Here is a 15148-nt window from a genome sequence, read left to right on the forward strand (position 1 = left end):
TACTTTGATTTTTGTTGATGGCGAAGTGAATGGGGCTTCGTCATGTGAGTTTTGTATGAAAGTTCAATAGGTGGTGAGTATTTCCTCTCTCTACAGACTGATTTTATCTATGGAGGCCTTTTGCTCATTTAACTCTTTTCCTTCTTTAAAAAAGATAAAATAGATACCTAGCAACATAAAAATGAAACTTAGTATGTAAGGAACAAAGCCGTGAATTGCCCACAAAGTCGCCCATAGATGTTGAAAGGAAATGGTTGCCTCAACATTTGGAATATACATCGCAATCGCAAGGTGAATGAGACCAAACAGTAAAGAGCCCGCTATTAGAAAAATGCCACCGATTCGATCAAAACGCTCCAACTCGCTCACCTTCCGTATCTTTTGATTTTTTAAATATTCATTCTATAATAACATAAAATTCTAATAATTATAAATATCCATGTGAAATAATCATAAACCCCAACAACATCAGCCACAACTAACTAAGTAAAGAGCGTAGGTTTTGTATGAAAGTTACCTTGGGGCGATGGGTTGCGCCTTGAAGTTAGCTCAGCATCAATTTCCATACAAAAAGCCATGGGAAGCTTATTCACTCCCATGACTCCTCGGTATTACCTATGCCCACCACATATCAGATGGTTTTTCTGTAATTAAAATCGATTGCAAGTTTTTAACTGCTCGAGCAAATCCCTCTTCAATCGACATCAGTGGGTCTTCATGTTCAATGCTTACTACATAATCATAACCATAAGTACGTAAGGTACTAATCATGTCAGACCATTCTTGAATACTATGACCACAACCGACTGAACGGAATGTCCACGCACGAGTTTGAACCTCGCCATAAGGCTGCATGTCCACAAGACCGTACATATTGACATTATCTTGATCAATATACGTATCCTTTGCATGGAAATGATGAATCGCTCCCGCCTTACCTAAGATTTTAATAGCAGCAACAGGATCAATTCCTTGCCACCACATATGACTTGGGTCAAGGTTTGCACCTATTGCATCACATGTCTCTTCCCGTAGCTTCAGCATTGTGTGAGGTGTATGAACCAAAAATCCACCATGAAGCTCTAGGCCAATTTTCACATTGTGATCCTTCGCATATTGACCCCATTTTTTCCAATAAGGAATTAACTTTTGTTCCCACTGCCATTTAAGAACATCACCATATTCATTAGGCCACGGAGTGACAGGCCAGTTTGGATATTTAGCTTCTTCATGATCACCCGGTGTTCCAGAAAAACAATTTACTACAGGTACATTCATTAAGCTTGCTAACTGAATCGATTTGATTAATGCTTCATGGGACTTATCGGCAAAGTTTTTATCAGGCGAAATTGGATTACCGTGACAGCTGAAAGCGCTAATTTCTAGGCCACGCTGATGAACCTTGTCCAAGTATTCTTGCCTTAACGCTTCGTCCTCTAATAAGGCATCCATATCACAATGAGCATTTCCAGGATATCCACCTGTTCCTATTTCAACCGCTTTTAGACCAGCATCACGAACATAATCAAGCATTTCATCGAAATTCTTTTGAGAGAATAATACGGTAAATACGCCTAATTTCATGACAAAACCCTCCTTTTATAATTGAACGACTTTATTCGTTTCACTACTTTCGTAAATCGCATCCATAATACTAGATACTTGCATGGCTTCCTCTGGTTTTACTATTAACTCACTTTGACCAAGACAAGCCTCGACAAAATTAGTTACTTGATTTAAACCTGGATCGTCGACACCCGGCAACCAATTCGCCTGACTGTTGAATAACATACCATGCTTGCTTTGATTGAGTTCAAATGGGAATAAGTCAATTCCACCCGTTTCACCAGAAATACTTACACCCTCAGAATCTTCTTTAATATTGGCTGACCAAGAAGTTTCAAAAAGCATAGTCGCACCATTATCAAACTTAATATAAGCTGTTACATGATCATCGACGTCAAATGTTTCATGATTGAATGTTCCCCATTCATTAACTTGTTCAGGAGTTTTACTTAAGGCATTATACGTTTGGCCAATTACTTGAACAGGTTTCGGGTTCCCAAGCAGCCATAAAGACAAATCGAGAAAATGACAGCCCCAATCAATTAAACTACCGCCACCTTGTAGCTCTTTATTAGTGAATACTCCCCAGCCTGGTACTTTTCTTCTTCTTAAGGCATGTACTCTAGCAACGACAGGCTTCCCAATTTCATTTTCTAAGATTACCTTTTTAGCTGCCGCTGCATCCTTAGTAAACCTGAAGTGATAGCCAACCGAAAGCAAGGCACCACTTTTCTTAGCAGCATCTATCATCGCTTGACACTCTTCGGCATTCATCGCCATTGGTTTTTCACATAAGACATGTTTGCCTGCCTCAAGTGCCTTAATTGCCATCTCAGCATGAAAGCGATTCGGAGTACAAATCGTTACAGCGTCCACAACTTTTAATAGCTCTTGATAATCGGTATAAACATGTTCAATATTAAAAAGCTTAGCCGTATCTTCTGCTGCATTTTGGTTGATATCACAAATCGCTTCAACACTTACAGAATGAGGAATGTTTAAATAAGCAGGGATGTGTCGGTCGCGAGCGATACCACCCGCACCGATAATACCCATTTTTAATTTTTTCATGATTGTTCACCGTAAATTTCTTTAGATTTTCGTAATTTGCTTAGTATCGCTAGAAGCTAAAGCTGATAATACTACTTGTAAGGATTTCATTCCTTCTTCACCAGAAATGACTGGGTCTTTATCATTGATAATGGCATCCGCAAAGTGGTGAACAACACCCGAGCTTGATTGACCACCCGCATCATTTGTTTGAATTCCACCTAATTCATACTTCACGACTTCACCTGTTTTGTACTGGACAATAACAGAGCTTACAGGATCATCCTCTAAACGTACAATCGCATTCTCGGCGTAGATAATCGTTGAATTATCTTCCTTTGAAACATAAGACCAGCTAGCTGCTAATGTACCAATGATGCCACTTTCTGTTTTCAGAACACAAACAGCTGTATCATCCACAGTTGCACCTTCTTTAGCATTCGTCTCTACAAATGCACCTACTTCTACAAATTCCTCTCCCAAAATAAATCGGAGTAAATCTGTTTTATGAACACCTAAATCACCCATCGCTCCAATAAATGCTTCTTCTTTTTTAAAGAACCAGCTTTCACGGCCATCAACACTCCAGCCTTCTGGTCCACCATGACCAAACGCACTTCGGAAGCTATAAATCTTGCCTAGTTCACCACTAGCGATAAGCTGACGTGCTTTTTGGTGAGAGGGTACGAAACGTTGATTGTGAGCAATCATCAGCTTCTTACCTGACTCTTTTGCTGCTTGAACCATCGCTTCTGCCTCTTCTTTAGACGTAGCCATTGGCTTTTCACATAAAACATGCTTGCCTGCTTTTAAAGCATCAATAGACATAGGTGCATGTAAATAGTTTGGTGTACAAACGCTCACTGCTTCCACTTCAAGGTCCTGCAATAAATCTTGATAATCGGTGTAGTATGTCGGAATACCGTGCTCTTGTGCCATTTCCTTTGCTCTTGTTTCATTAATATCACATACAGCGACCAGCTCTATTTCAGGATGAGCCAGATATTCAGGTATATGACGATGTTTAGCAATACTTCCACATCCAATAACAGCTACTTTTAATTGAGTCAAAATGTTCTCCTCCTCAGATCTACAATTACTTAGATTTAATTTCTTCTAGTGGCTTGGCATTACCATAAACAGGGTACTCACGCTTTGTTGGTGCTGCCCACTTCACGCCATTTTTAATGACACGCTGAATGCTTTCATTATAATAAGTCGGATATGTCTCATGTCCAGGGCGGAAGTAAAAAATCTTACCGTTACCTCGGCTATACGTACAACCACTTCTAAATACTTCTCCACCTTCAAACCAGCTCACAAGAACAAGTTCATCAGGAGTAGGAATATCAAAGTGTTCTCCATACATTTCCTCTTTCTCTAGCTCGATATATTCTCCAATTCCTTCTACAATTGGATGGCTTGGGTTAACAACCCAGATGCGCTCTTTTTCATCTGCTTCACGCCATTTTAAATCACACGAAGTCCCCATTAAGGTTTTAAATATTTTTGAGAAATGTCCTGAATGAAGAACGATTAAGCCCATTCCCTCAAGCACACGCTTTTTCACTTTCTCGACAACCTCATCTTTCACTTCTTCATGTGCCATATGTCCCCACCAAATTAGAACATCCGTTGACTCTAATACTTCGTCTGTTAAGCCATGCTCTGGCTCATCTAATGTTGCCGTTTTCACTTCAAAATCATCTTGTAAGAAGCTAGCAATCGTGTGGTGTATCCCATCAGGATAAACTTCCTTTACCGCATCATGTTGTTTTTCATGTCTAAATTCATTCCAAATTGTTACGTTTACCATTTTTATCTCTCCTATTTAACTCCTATTTTTTTCAAATAATCCATACTAATTTTGATGCTTTCTAACGGGTCTATTTTACTCTCATCTTGCTCAACAACCCACCATTTCACACCAATCTCCTCACCAACTTGTAAGACAGATTTAATATCAACTCCACCTGTCCCAAGCTCTGCAAAAAATTGTTCTTCGTCTACGGTCATATCTTTTAAGTGAACGAGAGAAACTCTATCTTGATAACGTTGCAACCAATCAACAGGACGTTCACCTGCTTTTGTTATCCAGTATATATCAAATTCCGCCTCCACACCTGTTTCTTCTAAAATAGCCTGTAAGGCATAACGGCCATCAGCGATTTTTTCAAACTCAAAGTCATGATTATGATAACAAAGCGTCATGCCTTCTCTTTCACAAACTTGCTTCACTTCTTTTAATAACAAAATAAGCTGCTGATAGCCTTCTTCACTACGTTCTTCAGGCATCAGGAAAGGGACAATAAGATGTGTGCATCCAAGTAATTTATGCTCAGCAATAACTTGTTCAAGTTCATTTTTGAAACGCTCTAACGGTATATGGCTTGAGGAAACTTGCAAATTTAACTCATCTAAAATCGATTTCACTTCCTCTACGGTTAACCCACTATATCCAGCAAGCTCCACCCCATCAAATCCTAAACGAGCTACTTCTTCCAAAACACCCTTAAAATCATTCTCCAATTGATTACGTAATGTATACAATTGTATTGATATCGGGATATTCATTTTCCATACCTCCTTATCATTAAGCTTTTCATTTAATCGCTTACATTCATTTTAAATCCTTTTTTCACTACTGTTTTTATCCTACGTGATCTAGCTAATTTTAAAAATAGATAATATAATGGAAACATGCACTATTTTGCTATTAATTCATAGAGGTGTAAAAGTAATGGAAGATACACATATTCGTTTTTGCGGCTTTTCCTATCATACAAAAGGCTATCATTCTCAAGACACCGCTCCTCTCACACGTTATTTATTTCGACTTCAAACGGAAGGCACGAGTAAAATAACATTAAATGGAGAAGTTCTCTTATTCAAAAAAGGCGATTTGTTACTAGCACAACCAGGTGATACATATGAGCTAAAAATTGAGGAAAATCAAGATAGCGGTGATTATCATTTATCTGTTGATGGTGATTGGATCGAGAATTGGTGGCAAGGTTCATTCAAACCTACTGTATCAAATATATATTTAGACGAACGAATTTTAGCATTATGGCGGCATCTTACTTTAGAAAAAAGACGGCCATTAACTGAAGAGAATAAAGAGCTTTCGATCCACCTAGTGAAAGCATTATGCCTCACTTTGGAGCGCGCTGTTAATGAAAATGAAGCGAGCTTAAACCGACCTTTTTCGGTAACAAGGATGCTTAGATTTATCGAAGAACATGCAACAATTGGGTTCAAAGTCGAAGAGGTAGCTACGGAGACAGGATTAAGTGTTTCTCGTGCTGTTCACCTTTTTAAAGAAACGACCGGAAAAACGATGATTGAATACGCACAAGAGATTCGATTATCAGCTGCTGTTGATCAAATGAAATACACGTCGATGACTTTGGAAAGCATTGCTGAAAAGTGCGGCTTCAGCTCCTACCCTTATTTTCATCGTGTTTTTAAACGGAAGTATGGCATCGCACCCGGTGAATACCGCGAACACTAAAGAGACCAAGCAGCCTAAGGGTTGCTTGGTCTCTTTTTTATGAAAGTTGGTGCGAACATGGTGCGTTGCTCGTCGCTACCGGAAATTATGCTCCGCGTCCTGCGGGGTGGCGCTGAGCTAATTGGCACAGCCAGTGGATCTCAGCCCGCCATGAAGGCTTTATATAAAATGATTGCTGTTCTCGGACTTTCTACCTCTTTTTCCGACCAGCAACCCCGCGATTACGCTTTTGCTCGGACTTTCTACCTCTTTTTCCGACCAGCAACCCCGTGGTTCGGCGTTTGCTCGGGCTTCTTTCTTCTTCCCTTTTGTGTTTTCGTTACTTTAAATAAAGTTATTGTACTTTTAAGATTAGATCCTCTTTCTTTATCCAGTTGATCTGACGTAAGAATCTGTATATTAGTATAGTTATACAAGCTGGTAAAAGGATGCCTACACCTATATAAACTAAAAATGGGTAGTACCCTTGATTAGCTAACAGATTTAAGGGTGCTATAAGTGAATTTAGTCCAAGACCAGCAATTTCATATGGTGCTTCTAAATGAAAAAGGAGTGTAGCTATCGGTGCACATATCATTGCCGATATAAAAGGCGGTATTAATACTCTTGGATTTTTCACCACGTTTGGAAACTGCACTTTCGGGGTTAAGAGGCCCTGAGCAATATTTGCTCCCCAATCATTTTGCTTAAATGACATGACGGTAAAACCAACAAACTGAACCGTACACCCAATTAATGCCGCTGCACTTGAGATGGGGTCGAGCTGTAAGGCTAATGCAATAGCAGCGGATGATGCAGGCGACATTAAGAAAATACTCCAAACGAGTGCAATAACAACCGGTCCGATTAATGGTGAGCCCTCTACCGAAGAAGCAATATAAGCACTAATCATTTCCAATAACGGCGTCGTGACTAACGCTAACAAATAACCAGTAACACCACCGATACTGATCGCACAAAATGGAATGGCTAACATATCAAGCTTTGTTTTCCCTTGAACTCTCTTCCCAACCCAGATAGCTATAAGAGCAGCTAGAACAGCACTTAATGGTTGCCCGGTAACTAGAACAGCTCCCACATCTGTAAACTGTAAAGCATTTCCTCCAACCGTACTTGCCGCCATCGCACTAAAAATGACGAGCGTATTGCCTCCTAATTGATAAGCAATTCCTGCCCCAAATGCTGGAGCTAACATTAGCTGTGCTGTTTTACCAATTGTTACAAGTGCTTCAATACTTGTAAAGATACCAATTGATTCAATAAGCAAACCTATTCCTAGTGTCACTAATACGGCATTAGCCAGACCTGCCGATGCCTTATACATTCGATCGATTAAATATTGCTTTGTACTTTGTTTCATCTCTTCCACCTTTTCTGTCAGTACTTGCTGTTTAATAAGGAAGAGCGTAACGTTGTTTAACTACTCTATCCAAGCCTTTTTATCACACATCACTAAAACGCTGTAAATGAATAAAGTGTTTACATGTAGAAAAAAGGCTTATCGCCCTTTTAATCTCGCAAACTCTTATTAAATTCCTATTATAATATAATTATATTCAGAAAAAGTCAATATTTCTATCAATTTAAAACAAAAGAGAGCCAGTTAACTATACTTTGTATACTGGATACTGACTTTCTAGCAATCTCGTTTTTTACCCTGTACAACTATCACCGCAATAATCACCAAAATCATGCCCGTATATTGCCACAGATTTAAACGCTCTGAGAATAATAGAAAACTCATAAAAGCCGCTACCACAGGTTCAACAGTTGCAATAATGGATGCTTTACTAGATTCTACATATTGTAGTCCCTTCGTATAAAGAATAAAAGCAAGCATCGTCGAGAAAAAACCGATTCCTAATACAAGTAACCAAACATAGCCTTGCCGAAATTCATCTGTCATTTCCCATATCCCACTAAAAGGAATAATAGCCATAGCCGCAAAAACAAAGGTATAGAAGGTAACTGTTAAAGGTGAGTATTTGGCTAGAGCAAATTTACCGAAAATACTATACATGGCATAAAAGAATCCAGACCCTATGCCTAGTAATATGCCATAAAATGATACCGCTGCTCCGCTACTAGGAAATATACCGATAACAAGGGAGCAACCTAGTAAGGTCATAAATAAGGCTAGTAGTTTTCGCGTTGTTAGTTTTTCTTTGAAAAGAACTCTTGAAAAGAGCGTCACAAAGGCCGGTGCCGTATATAATAAAATCGTTGCGATGGAGATCGATGTCACTTGCATCGCATAAAATAAGCAAAGGTTAAACAGAACAATACTAATAACACCCGTACCAATAAAATAATGACTATCTCGCATTTTGATACGCAATGCTGGACGGTGCTTCGAAAAAAGGGATAAGTAGATAAGCATAAAAAACATAGCCGTCCCGGTTCGAATAGCTACGACCTGGACGGGTGTAAAGCCTGCATCATATAAATGGTGGACAAATACACCGATTAGTCCCCACAGCGCCGCTCCTACTGCGATCGATAAATAAGCTAATCGTTTATCCATCTATTTTTTCTAGTTGCTCGAGATATTTGCTTAGATAGCTTTTCACCGATTTTTCCCTTTTAATCGTGTTAAAAGAGCCTTTTGTCATACCTGCTGAGCTTAGTGCCAGCTTAGGACTCATCCCACAGATGACCATTTCTGTTCCTACTAGATTAAGTACTTCTTTAAGTCGAATTAATTCTTCCAATACTAGTTCATTATAGAAATCTAAGCCAGATAAATCGATAATTAGTGTTTCTATTTGAAGATGTATGACTGACTCTGTGATCGTTGCCATCAATTTATTAAATCGCTCTTGGTTCGTTTCCCCCACTAATGGTAATACGGCAATATCTCTAAATAACGGGACGATAGGGTTGGAAATTGATTCTATTAACTGAACGGAGTCCATATATTTTTGTTCCGTTTTCTTTTGTTCCGTTATATCTTTTTGCATTCCAATAAAGAAAAATCGCTTTTCTTTTTCAAAATAAACGGGATCTATCGTTAATTGGTTCCAAAATGGGGTGCCGTCTTTTTTATAGTTTAAGATTTCAGCAGAAAAAGAGGTCTGATTAGTAATAGCATCTTTGATTTTCTTCACAGTTTGAAGATCTGTATCAGGACCTTGCATGAATCGACAATTTCTACCTATTACTTCTTGACGTTGATAACCTGTCATGAGCGAAAAACCTTTACTCATATAAACAATTGGGTTATCTGCTTTAGCAGGATCGGTAATAACAATAGCTGTTTTCGCATAATCTATAATTTTCTTAAGTAAATCAGCATCATCTAAATGAATCATAGGTACCTCCTCATTAGTTCTGGTTTGTATGAAAGTGCGAACATAGAGCGTTACTCGCCGTTACCAAAAATCATGCTGCCCTTCCTGTGGGGTGGCACTAAACTAACTGGCTTCGCCAGTGGATTTCAGCCCGCCACTACGTCCCACGGGAATCTCCGCATTTTTGTCCGCTGGGTTACTGCTCATTCTCAAGTCCAAAAAACATTCTTACAACAAATATTAAAAAGAATAAGAAAAAGAACAAAGTGAATGAAAAGTCACCAGATAAAGCTAAACCCAACTTTACTCTTTGTTGGTGGCGAAGTGAATCCGCTTCGCCAGGTGGGTTTTATATGAAAGTTGTTTGTGGACGATAGGTTGTGCCTTGTAGTTAACAGACCTTAGTTCTGTGGCTACATCTTGTTGTCGTTTTCGGGTGGCTTGTCCGCTTTGGTAACTGGACTGTGATGCCTTTTATTATTGGTTATAAGCCTTCTTCTTATTAATCAATCCTCATTTATTGTATAATAAATTTGGATTTATTACATAAAAGGAGTGTTTTGTATTAATACAAAAATCGTTTTCTTAGATGTTGACGGAACAATTTTATTAGAAAATGGAACCGTTCCTCCATCTACAGTACAAGCATGTCAACAAGCAAGAAAAAATGGGCACCTCGTCTTCTTATGTACAGGTCGTTCAAAAGCTGCTTTGTATGCCAATATTCTGGATATTGGTTTTGATGGCATCATCGGAGGTGCTGGGGTCTTTGCAGAAGTTAATAACGAACTCCTTTTTAGAAAGACTTTAACCGCCGTGGAAATCAAAGAACTGGTTGATTATTTCACATCAAGAGATATTGAATTTATGCTTGAGTCCAATGATGGTATGTATGGAACTGAATCCTTAAAGCAACATTATCTATCCATTATAAAGGAAGATATTCAAAATAACGAGTTTACCGACGAAAAAGAACATCCGATTTATCAGCTTATGCAAATTACTAGTTTTGTTCCTGTTGAACAATTACATCGGCATGATATTAATAAAATTTGTTTTATGGGGCATCCGACAATTCCTTACAAAGAGATTGCCCCTTTATTTGAGAAAAAATTAACCGTAGTTCCAACTAGCTTTCATAAATTTGGGGCTGAGGGAGGTGAAATTTCGGGAATTGGCATTCACAAAGCAGCAGGAATTGAAGCTGTGCTCAAGCATCTTCAATTACCGCGAGAACAAACGCTTGCCATTGGTGATGGAATCAACGATTTGGAAATGCTCCAGTTTTGCGAGATAGGTATTGCTATGGGAAATGCCAAAGAAGAACTAAAAGCGGTTGCTGATGAAGTAACGGCAGCAATTGATGAAGATGGTGTTTACCTTAGCTTCCAAAAACACGGTCTGATTTAAAAGAAGCAAAACATTTGCGACCTTTTTTGTCCTTTGCTAAAGTAAAAAAAAGTGAGAAGGGTGATCTTTTATGAGTACAGCTTATGAGTCTTTATTTGAACCTTATACATTACCAAATGGAGTTGAATTGAAAAATCGGCTTGCCTTAGCACCTATGACCCATTACTCTTCCAATGATGATGGAACTATTTCAGACGAAGAATTGGTTTATATAAAAGAACGATCCAAAGACCTCAGTATAGTCATCACAGCTTGTGCAAATGTCATACCTAATGGTAAAGCTTTTGTTGGGCAACCTGGGATTTTCAGTGATGACTTATTACCGGGTTTAACGAAATGGGCAAAAACGATTCAAGCAGAAGGCGCGAAAGCCATTGTACAAATTCATCATGGTGGCAGACAATGCCCTCCCGAATTAGTACCGAATGGCGACGTGCTCTGTGCATCCGATTTTTATGAGAATGGAACTAAAATCGCTCGTGAATTAACGAGTATTGAAATAGATGAGATTATTACTGCATTCGGGGAAGCTACAAGACGTGCGATCGAAGCTGGTTTTGATGGCATAGAAATCCACGGGGCGAATACGTATCTCATCCAACAATTTTACTCTCCTTTTACAAATAGCCGAACAGACAAATGGGGAGGCTCACGTGAAAACAGGATGAGATTTCCACTTGCTGTATTAAAAGCGTGTCAAGAGGCCATCAAAAAATATGCGAATCGCCCATTTATCTTAGGTTATCGCTTCTCTCCAGAAGAACCCTCCACTCCAGGGTTAACAATGGCTGATACATTCTACCTCGTGGATGTATTAGCTGAGTGTGGTCTCGATTATTTACACGTATCTTTAGGTGATGTTCAATCCTATCCACATCGCGATGCGGATACAACAAAAACACGAATTGAACTAATCAATGAGCATATTAATGGAAGAGTCCCTTTTATGGTAGTCGGTCAAATTAATACCCCAGATCAAGCAATCAAAGTACGTGAGCAGGGAATGCCTCTTTTAGCATTAGGACGCGAACTACTTATTGAACCAAGATGGGCTGATAAAGTTCAAAATGGCCAGTCTGATTCGATTGAATATGCTTTAAAAGTAGCTGAAAAAGATAAGTATCTGTTACCAAACAATCTCTGGAATATCATCATGAAACGAGAAGGCTGGGTACCTGTCGAGAAATAAACACCTATCCATCGCTATTAATAAAAGAAACGTGGCGGTTCAACATAGACCATCACGTTTCTTTTTTTATGCTTGTAACTGATTCACTATGTATACGGTAAAAACAGCTAAGGAGGAATGACCGTGGACCATATAGACCCACTTAAAATCGTTATTGGGGCAGGTTCATACAACAATAACCCTGACGCCATCAAACGACCTTACATGAGCACAAACCGTTAATCAAATATCGCCCTTTTATCTTCTGAATGGTAAAAAGCAAATAATGACGCTATTTGTTCTTCCGTATTTCTATTGGTTGATAAACGAGGTAGACGATCCTTTGGAAAAAATTGAGCTTGTGTCGTTTCTAAACGATCCGCCTCTACTTTCTCTATCACTTCACATTGAATGAACACTTTATAATAATGAAAAGGTTGGGGTGGGTGGGCATGCTTATTCATATCAATTAAGGCCATTAAATTACGTGCCTCGGTCTTATACCCGGCCTCCTCCTCAATTTCCTTCACAATATTTTCAGCCGCTGAAAGTCCCACATCACAAAAGCCACCAGGAAGGGACCAGTTTCCATCAGACTTTTCCTGAACCAACAATATTTGCTGATCCTGAAATACAGCTCCTCTCACATCGACTTTGGGTGTTTGATAACCTTTTTCCTTCGAAAATAATGCGATCGTTTCGTTGACATCTAAATCGCTATAAGAAGCGATAATCTCTGCACTAATTTGTTCAAGCTCCTTATATCTTTCTATATCAAAGGCATCCTTTGAAAAAGTTAACCCACTTTTGGACAAGGCTTGAATTCGCCTTGCCCACTCTAACCACTTCACATCCAAAATTGATCACATTCCTTCTATCTCTTATTAAAATATCCAATGCTTGTTGCAATAAAGAATTGGGCACCATAATAGGTCGTCATAATCCAAACATGGGAATAGGAAATGGACTCCACAAACATATTCCAAGCTAGAAAACTATCGGAGATAATAAATAAAATTGCACCTATCATTGCATATTTATCGTTCGTCCACACAGCCGTAATCCCCATAAATCCTATTACGAGAATATACAAGATAACAGGAATAACCAGAGCTGTTTCCCCCGAATCAACCATCGCCGAAATAAGTAAATAACCCATGATTGTCATATAAATAAGAAATGGAAAGCTGACGATCCCACTTTTTCTCTTGTTCACACTTATTTTTAAAAATGCATACAGATAAAAGATATGTCCTGTTAAAAAGACAATAAGTCCCCCTAAAAAGGAGTAAACAATAACACCATCTGCAATCATACAGACGATCAAACCAAGAACAATCGCCAAATACTTCCTGACTTTGCGGTAATAAAACAAGCTATAGAAAATAATTAGTAGCATCGGTGTAAGCTTAAAAATGACCGTTGCAAGTGATTGGCCAGCGTCAAAATAAAAAATATAATAGATTGATGAAACAAGTATCAGTAATGTTGTAAACGCTTTCATAATTAACCTCCCCACTAACGGTTCAAAAATCTTAAAAGAACTTCATTAAATAACTTTGGCTCATCCACATAAGCAAGATGACCAGCAAATGGGAGTGCAGCTACTTCTACTTCAGGGTATTTTTCTCTATAATGGACGAGTCCCTGTAGTTCTGAGAGTTGTTTGGCACCTGCTATAACTAACGTTGGTATGTGCTTGGCAAAGGATAAGTCAGCTGTTATTTCAAAAGGATACCCATCCTCTTCTAATGATAAAGTCATAAATTTAGGTGCTATTTTTTGAAAAAATTGATCCATACCTGCGTGACCTAATAAGGCTTCTCTTTGTTTCCTAACAGCTTGTTCATTCTTTTCCCATTCTTCGGACTTGACTGGATGAATGCCACTTATACACAAAGTCTTAACAAATTGTGGATAAGTTTTGACGAACTGAATGGCTAAGAACGCCCCTGCAGAACTAGCAACTAGATTCACTTTTTTCCAATGATAATGTTTCAAAGTCTCCAATAAGTCTTCCATCGCTAGCTGTATTAATTCATGGATAGAATCATAATCACGTTCGGACTCTCCATTTCCTGGTAAATCGGTCATAATGACTTGAAAAAAATTTGTGAAAAATTCTTTTTGTTGTAAAAAGTCCGATTGCCCCGTCTCACCACCATCATGTAAAAATAATAGAGGCTCGCCTGTTCCAAATGTTTGAACATGTAATAACATCCGCACACCCTCCCTTTTAAAGAATATTCAATCTTTTATACTCAAATCGTACCATTAATTAACGAGTACGACTACTATTTGTGAATAGTGTCTTCACTCATGCAAAAAAGCCGAGTTAACGGCTTTTTATTAGCTATAATACTGATTTTGTTTATCTTTTTTTGGCCAAACTTTAACCTCGATATGTTCATAAAATTCTAGACATGTATTCACTAATTTCGAGCGCGGAACCCACTTATACATCACATAAGCAAAAATAATCGCTACGGCTGCACCGACCAAAATATCAAATGGATAATGAACACCAACTGCCATACGAGATAACCCAACTAATATCGCTAATATAAGCCAAGCAATATTTCTTTTATTAAAGAGCCAGAAGGTAACGCAGAATGCAAAAAATAGAATGGTATGGTCACTCGGAAACGAGTTATCAATATTTTTAAAGACAAGTTGGTTAACATGCTCTAGCTCGTAAAAGGGTTGATAGTTATGATGCAATAATCCTATTAAATTCCCGCTAATCCAGGCTAAAATAAAAGCAAATCCACCGGCTAATACTTTATAACGATTTTGTTTGTTTCTAGTAAACCAGAAAAATAAAACCATTAATGCTAAGAAGATAACAGTATACTCAGCAATAATGATAAATGGCATATTTAAAAACGGGTAATCAAAACCAAGATCATTGATTCCCCTAAACAAGCTTTCATTGATGTCTCTCATATATAAATCTCCAATTCCTATGTTATGAAACTCTTTGGGCAAGTGAGTTTATTTTAACATAGGCTTTACATGGATTTAACAATTCCTTAACTTTTACATGCTTTCTCAAAAAGAAGTTGAGCTGGCATATTGTTTTATATTTTAAAGTTAGGGCGAACATAGAGCGTTGCTCGTCGCTACAGACATGCTCGTTCCGCGTCCTGC

General features: G+C 38.4%; 16 protein-coding genes. 3 read left to right on the forward strand and 13 right to left on the reverse strand.

Annotated elements, in window-relative coordinates; genetic code table 11:
• Positions 1 to 90 precede the first annotated feature (90 nt).
• The 6 genes from PQ479_RS07420 to PQ479_RS07445 all read right to left on the reverse strand — a co-directional run bounded on the left by PQ479_RS07420 (position 91) and on the right by PQ479_RS07445 (position 5190).
• Positions 91 to 360: a hypothetical protein gene (locus tag PQ479_RS07420; RefSeq protein WP_047986835.1), complete on the reverse strand. Its 270-nt coding sequence runs from the start codon at positions 358 to 360 to the stop codon at positions 91 to 93.
• A gap of 255 nt (positions 361 to 615) precedes the next feature.
• The gene (locus tag PQ479_RS07425; RefSeq protein WP_047986834.1) at positions 616 to 1584 is read right to left on the reverse strand and encodes a sugar phosphate isomerase/epimerase family protein; all 969 of its coding nucleotides are present in this window, start codon (positions 1582 to 1584) and stop codon (positions 616 to 618) included.
• Between the two features lie 15 nt (positions 1585 to 1599).
• Positions 1600 to 2637, reverse strand: a complete 1038-nt coding sequence (locus PQ479_RS07430; RefSeq protein WP_047986833.1) for a Gfo/Idh/MocA family protein — start codon at positions 2635 to 2637, stop codon at positions 1600 to 1602.
• A gap of 21 nt (positions 2638 to 2658) precedes the next feature.
• On the reverse strand, positions 2659 to 3687 hold the full coding sequence (locus tag PQ479_RS07435; protein WP_047986832.1) for a Gfo/Idh/MocA family protein: 1029 nt from the start codon (positions 3685 to 3687) through the stop codon (positions 2659 to 2661).
• Positions 3688 to 3712: 25 nt separating this feature from the next.
• Positions 3713 to 4432 carry a ThuA domain-containing protein gene (locus tag PQ479_RS07440; RefSeq protein ID WP_047986831.1) on the reverse strand — a complete coding sequence of 240 codons (720 nt, stop codon included), beginning with the start codon at positions 4430 to 4432 and terminating at the stop codon, positions 3713 to 3715.
• 11 nt (positions 4433 to 4443) lie between these two features.
• Entirely contained in the window at positions 4444 to 5190 is a 747-nt protein-coding gene (locus tag PQ479_RS07445; protein ID WP_047986830.1) for a sugar phosphate isomerase/epimerase family protein, read from the reverse strand.
• 166 nt (positions 5191 to 5356) lie between these two features.
• On the opposite strand from PQ479_RS07445, the gene PQ479_RS07450 reads away from it, so the two are divergent.
• Positions 5357 to 6130 (forward strand): AraC family transcriptional regulator, encoded by a 774-nt coding sequence (locus PQ479_RS07450; protein WP_047986829.1) that lies wholly within the window; start codon positions 5357 to 5359, stop codon positions 6128 to 6130.
• Positions 6131 to 6464: 334 nt separating this feature from the next.
• Here PQ479_RS07450 and PQ479_RS07455 read toward each other — a convergent pair whose 3' ends face one another.
• The 3 genes from PQ479_RS07455 to ytvA all read right to left on the reverse strand — a co-directional run bounded on the left by PQ479_RS07455 (position 6465) and on the right by ytvA (position 9441).
• Positions 6465 to 7490, reverse strand: coding sequence for a PTS sugar transporter subunit IIC (locus PQ479_RS07455; RefSeq protein WP_047986828.1), 1026 nt, complete (start codon positions 7488 to 7490; stop codon positions 6465 to 6467).
• A gap of 276 nt (positions 7491 to 7766) precedes the next feature.
• Positions 7767 to 8654: a DMT family transporter gene (locus PQ479_RS07460; protein ID WP_047986827.1), complete on the reverse strand. Its 888-nt coding sequence runs from the start codon at positions 8652 to 8654 to the stop codon at positions 7767 to 7769.
• A complete protein-coding gene (gene ytvA, locus PQ479_RS07465; protein ID WP_047986826.1) occupies positions 8647 to 9441 on the reverse strand; it encodes a YtvA family blue-light photoreceptor in 795 nt (264 codons plus the stop codon). Before ytvA ends, PQ479_RS07460 begins: the two co-directional genes overlap by 8 nt.
• Before the next feature lie 534 nt (positions 9442 to 9975).
• On the opposite strand from ytvA, the gene PQ479_RS07470 reads away from it, so the two are divergent.
• Both PQ479_RS07470 and PQ479_RS07475 read left to right on the forward strand, forming a co-directional pair.
• The gene (locus PQ479_RS07470; RefSeq protein WP_053070263.1) at positions 9976 to 10830 is read left to right on the forward strand and encodes a Cof-type HAD-IIB family hydrolase; all 855 of its coding nucleotides are present in this window, start codon (positions 9976 to 9978) and stop codon (positions 10828 to 10830) included.
• Between the two features lie 70 nt (positions 10831 to 10900).
• On the forward strand, positions 10901 to 12019 hold the full coding sequence (locus PQ479_RS07475) for an NADH-dependent flavin oxidoreductase (RefSeq protein ID WP_047986825.1): 1119 nt from the start codon (positions 10901 to 10903) through the stop codon (positions 12017 to 12019).
• Between the two features lie 218 nt (positions 12020 to 12237).
• On the opposite strand, the gene PQ479_RS07480 is transcribed toward PQ479_RS07475, so the two are convergent.
• The 4 genes from PQ479_RS07480 to PQ479_RS07495 all read right to left on the reverse strand — a co-directional run bounded on the left by PQ479_RS07480 (position 12238) and on the right by PQ479_RS07495 (position 14944).
• Positions 12238 to 12855, reverse strand: coding sequence for an NUDIX hydrolase (locus PQ479_RS07480; RefSeq protein ID WP_047986824.1), 618 nt, complete (start codon positions 12853 to 12855; stop codon positions 12238 to 12240).
• Positions 12856 to 12872: 17 nt separating this feature from the next.
• A complete protein-coding gene (locus PQ479_RS07485; RefSeq protein ID WP_053070262.1) occupies positions 12873 to 13502 on the reverse strand; it encodes a lysoplasmalogenase in 630 nt (209 codons plus the stop codon).
• A 14-nt stretch (positions 13503 to 13516) separates the two neighbouring features.
• Entirely contained in the window at positions 13517 to 14218 is a 702-nt protein-coding gene (locus PQ479_RS07490) for an alpha/beta fold hydrolase (RefSeq protein WP_047986823.1), read from the reverse strand.
• Between the two features lie 129 nt (positions 14219 to 14347).
• Positions 14348 to 14944 carry an undecaprenyl-diphosphatase gene (locus tag PQ479_RS07495; RefSeq protein WP_047986822.1) on the reverse strand — a complete coding sequence of 199 codons (597 nt, stop codon included), beginning with the start codon at positions 14942 to 14944 and terminating at the stop codon, positions 14348 to 14350.
• Positions 14945 to 15148 lie beyond the last annotated feature (204 nt).

The organism is Alkalihalobacillus pseudalcaliphilus, from assembly GCF_028610675.1.
In the GTDB taxonomy this organism is placed as follows: domain Bacteria; phylum Bacillota; class Bacilli; order Bacillales; family Bacillaceae_D; genus Alkalihalobacillus; species Alkalihalobacillus pseudalcaliphilus.

Excerpts from the sequence above, each read along its gene's own strand:
- PQ479_RS07425 (WP_047986834.1), bottom strand. The coding sequence starts at position 1,584 with ATGAAATTAGGCGTATTTACCGTATTATTCTCTCAAAAGAATTTCGAT.
- PQ479_RS07430 (WP_047986833.1), bottom strand. The coding sequence starts at position 2,637 with ATGAAAAAATTAAAAATGGGTATTATCGGTGCGGGTGGTATCGCTCGC.
- PQ479_RS07440 (WP_047986831.1), bottom strand. The coding sequence starts at position 4,432 with ATGGTAAACGTAACAATTTGGAATGAATTTAGACATGAAAAACAACAT.
- PQ479_RS07445 (WP_047986830.1), bottom strand. The coding sequence starts at position 5,190 with ATGAATATCCCGATATCAATACAATTGTATACATTACGTAATCAATTG.
- PQ479_RS07450 (WP_047986829.1), top strand. The coding sequence starts at position 5,357 with ATGGAAGATACACATATTCGTTTTTGCGGCTTTTCCTATCATACAAAA.
- PQ479_RS07455 (WP_047986828.1), bottom strand. The coding sequence starts at position 7,490 with ATGAAACAAAGTACAAAGCAATATTTAATCGATCGAATGTATAAGGCA.
- PQ479_RS07460 (WP_047986827.1), bottom strand. The coding sequence starts at position 8,654 with ATGGATAAACGATTAGCTTATTTATCGATCGCAGTAGGAGCGGCGCTG.
- ytvA (WP_047986826.1), bottom strand. The coding sequence starts at position 9,441 with ATGATTCATTTAGATGATGCTGATTTACTTAAGAAAATTATAGATTAT.
- PQ479_RS07475 (WP_047986825.1), top strand. The coding sequence starts at position 10,901 with ATGAGTACAGCTTATGAGTCTTTATTTGAACCTTATACATTACCAAAT.
- PQ479_RS07485 (WP_053070262.1), bottom strand. The coding sequence starts at position 13,502 with ATGAAAGCGTTTACAACATTACTGATACTTGTTTCATCAATCTATTAT.
- PQ479_RS07490 (WP_047986823.1), bottom strand. The coding sequence starts at position 14,218 with ATGTTATTACATGTTCAAACATTTGGAACAGGCGAGCCTCTATTATTT.
- PQ479_RS07495 (WP_047986822.1), bottom strand. The coding sequence starts at position 14,944 with ATGAGAGACATCAATGAAAGCTTGTTTAGGGGAATCAATGATCTTGGT.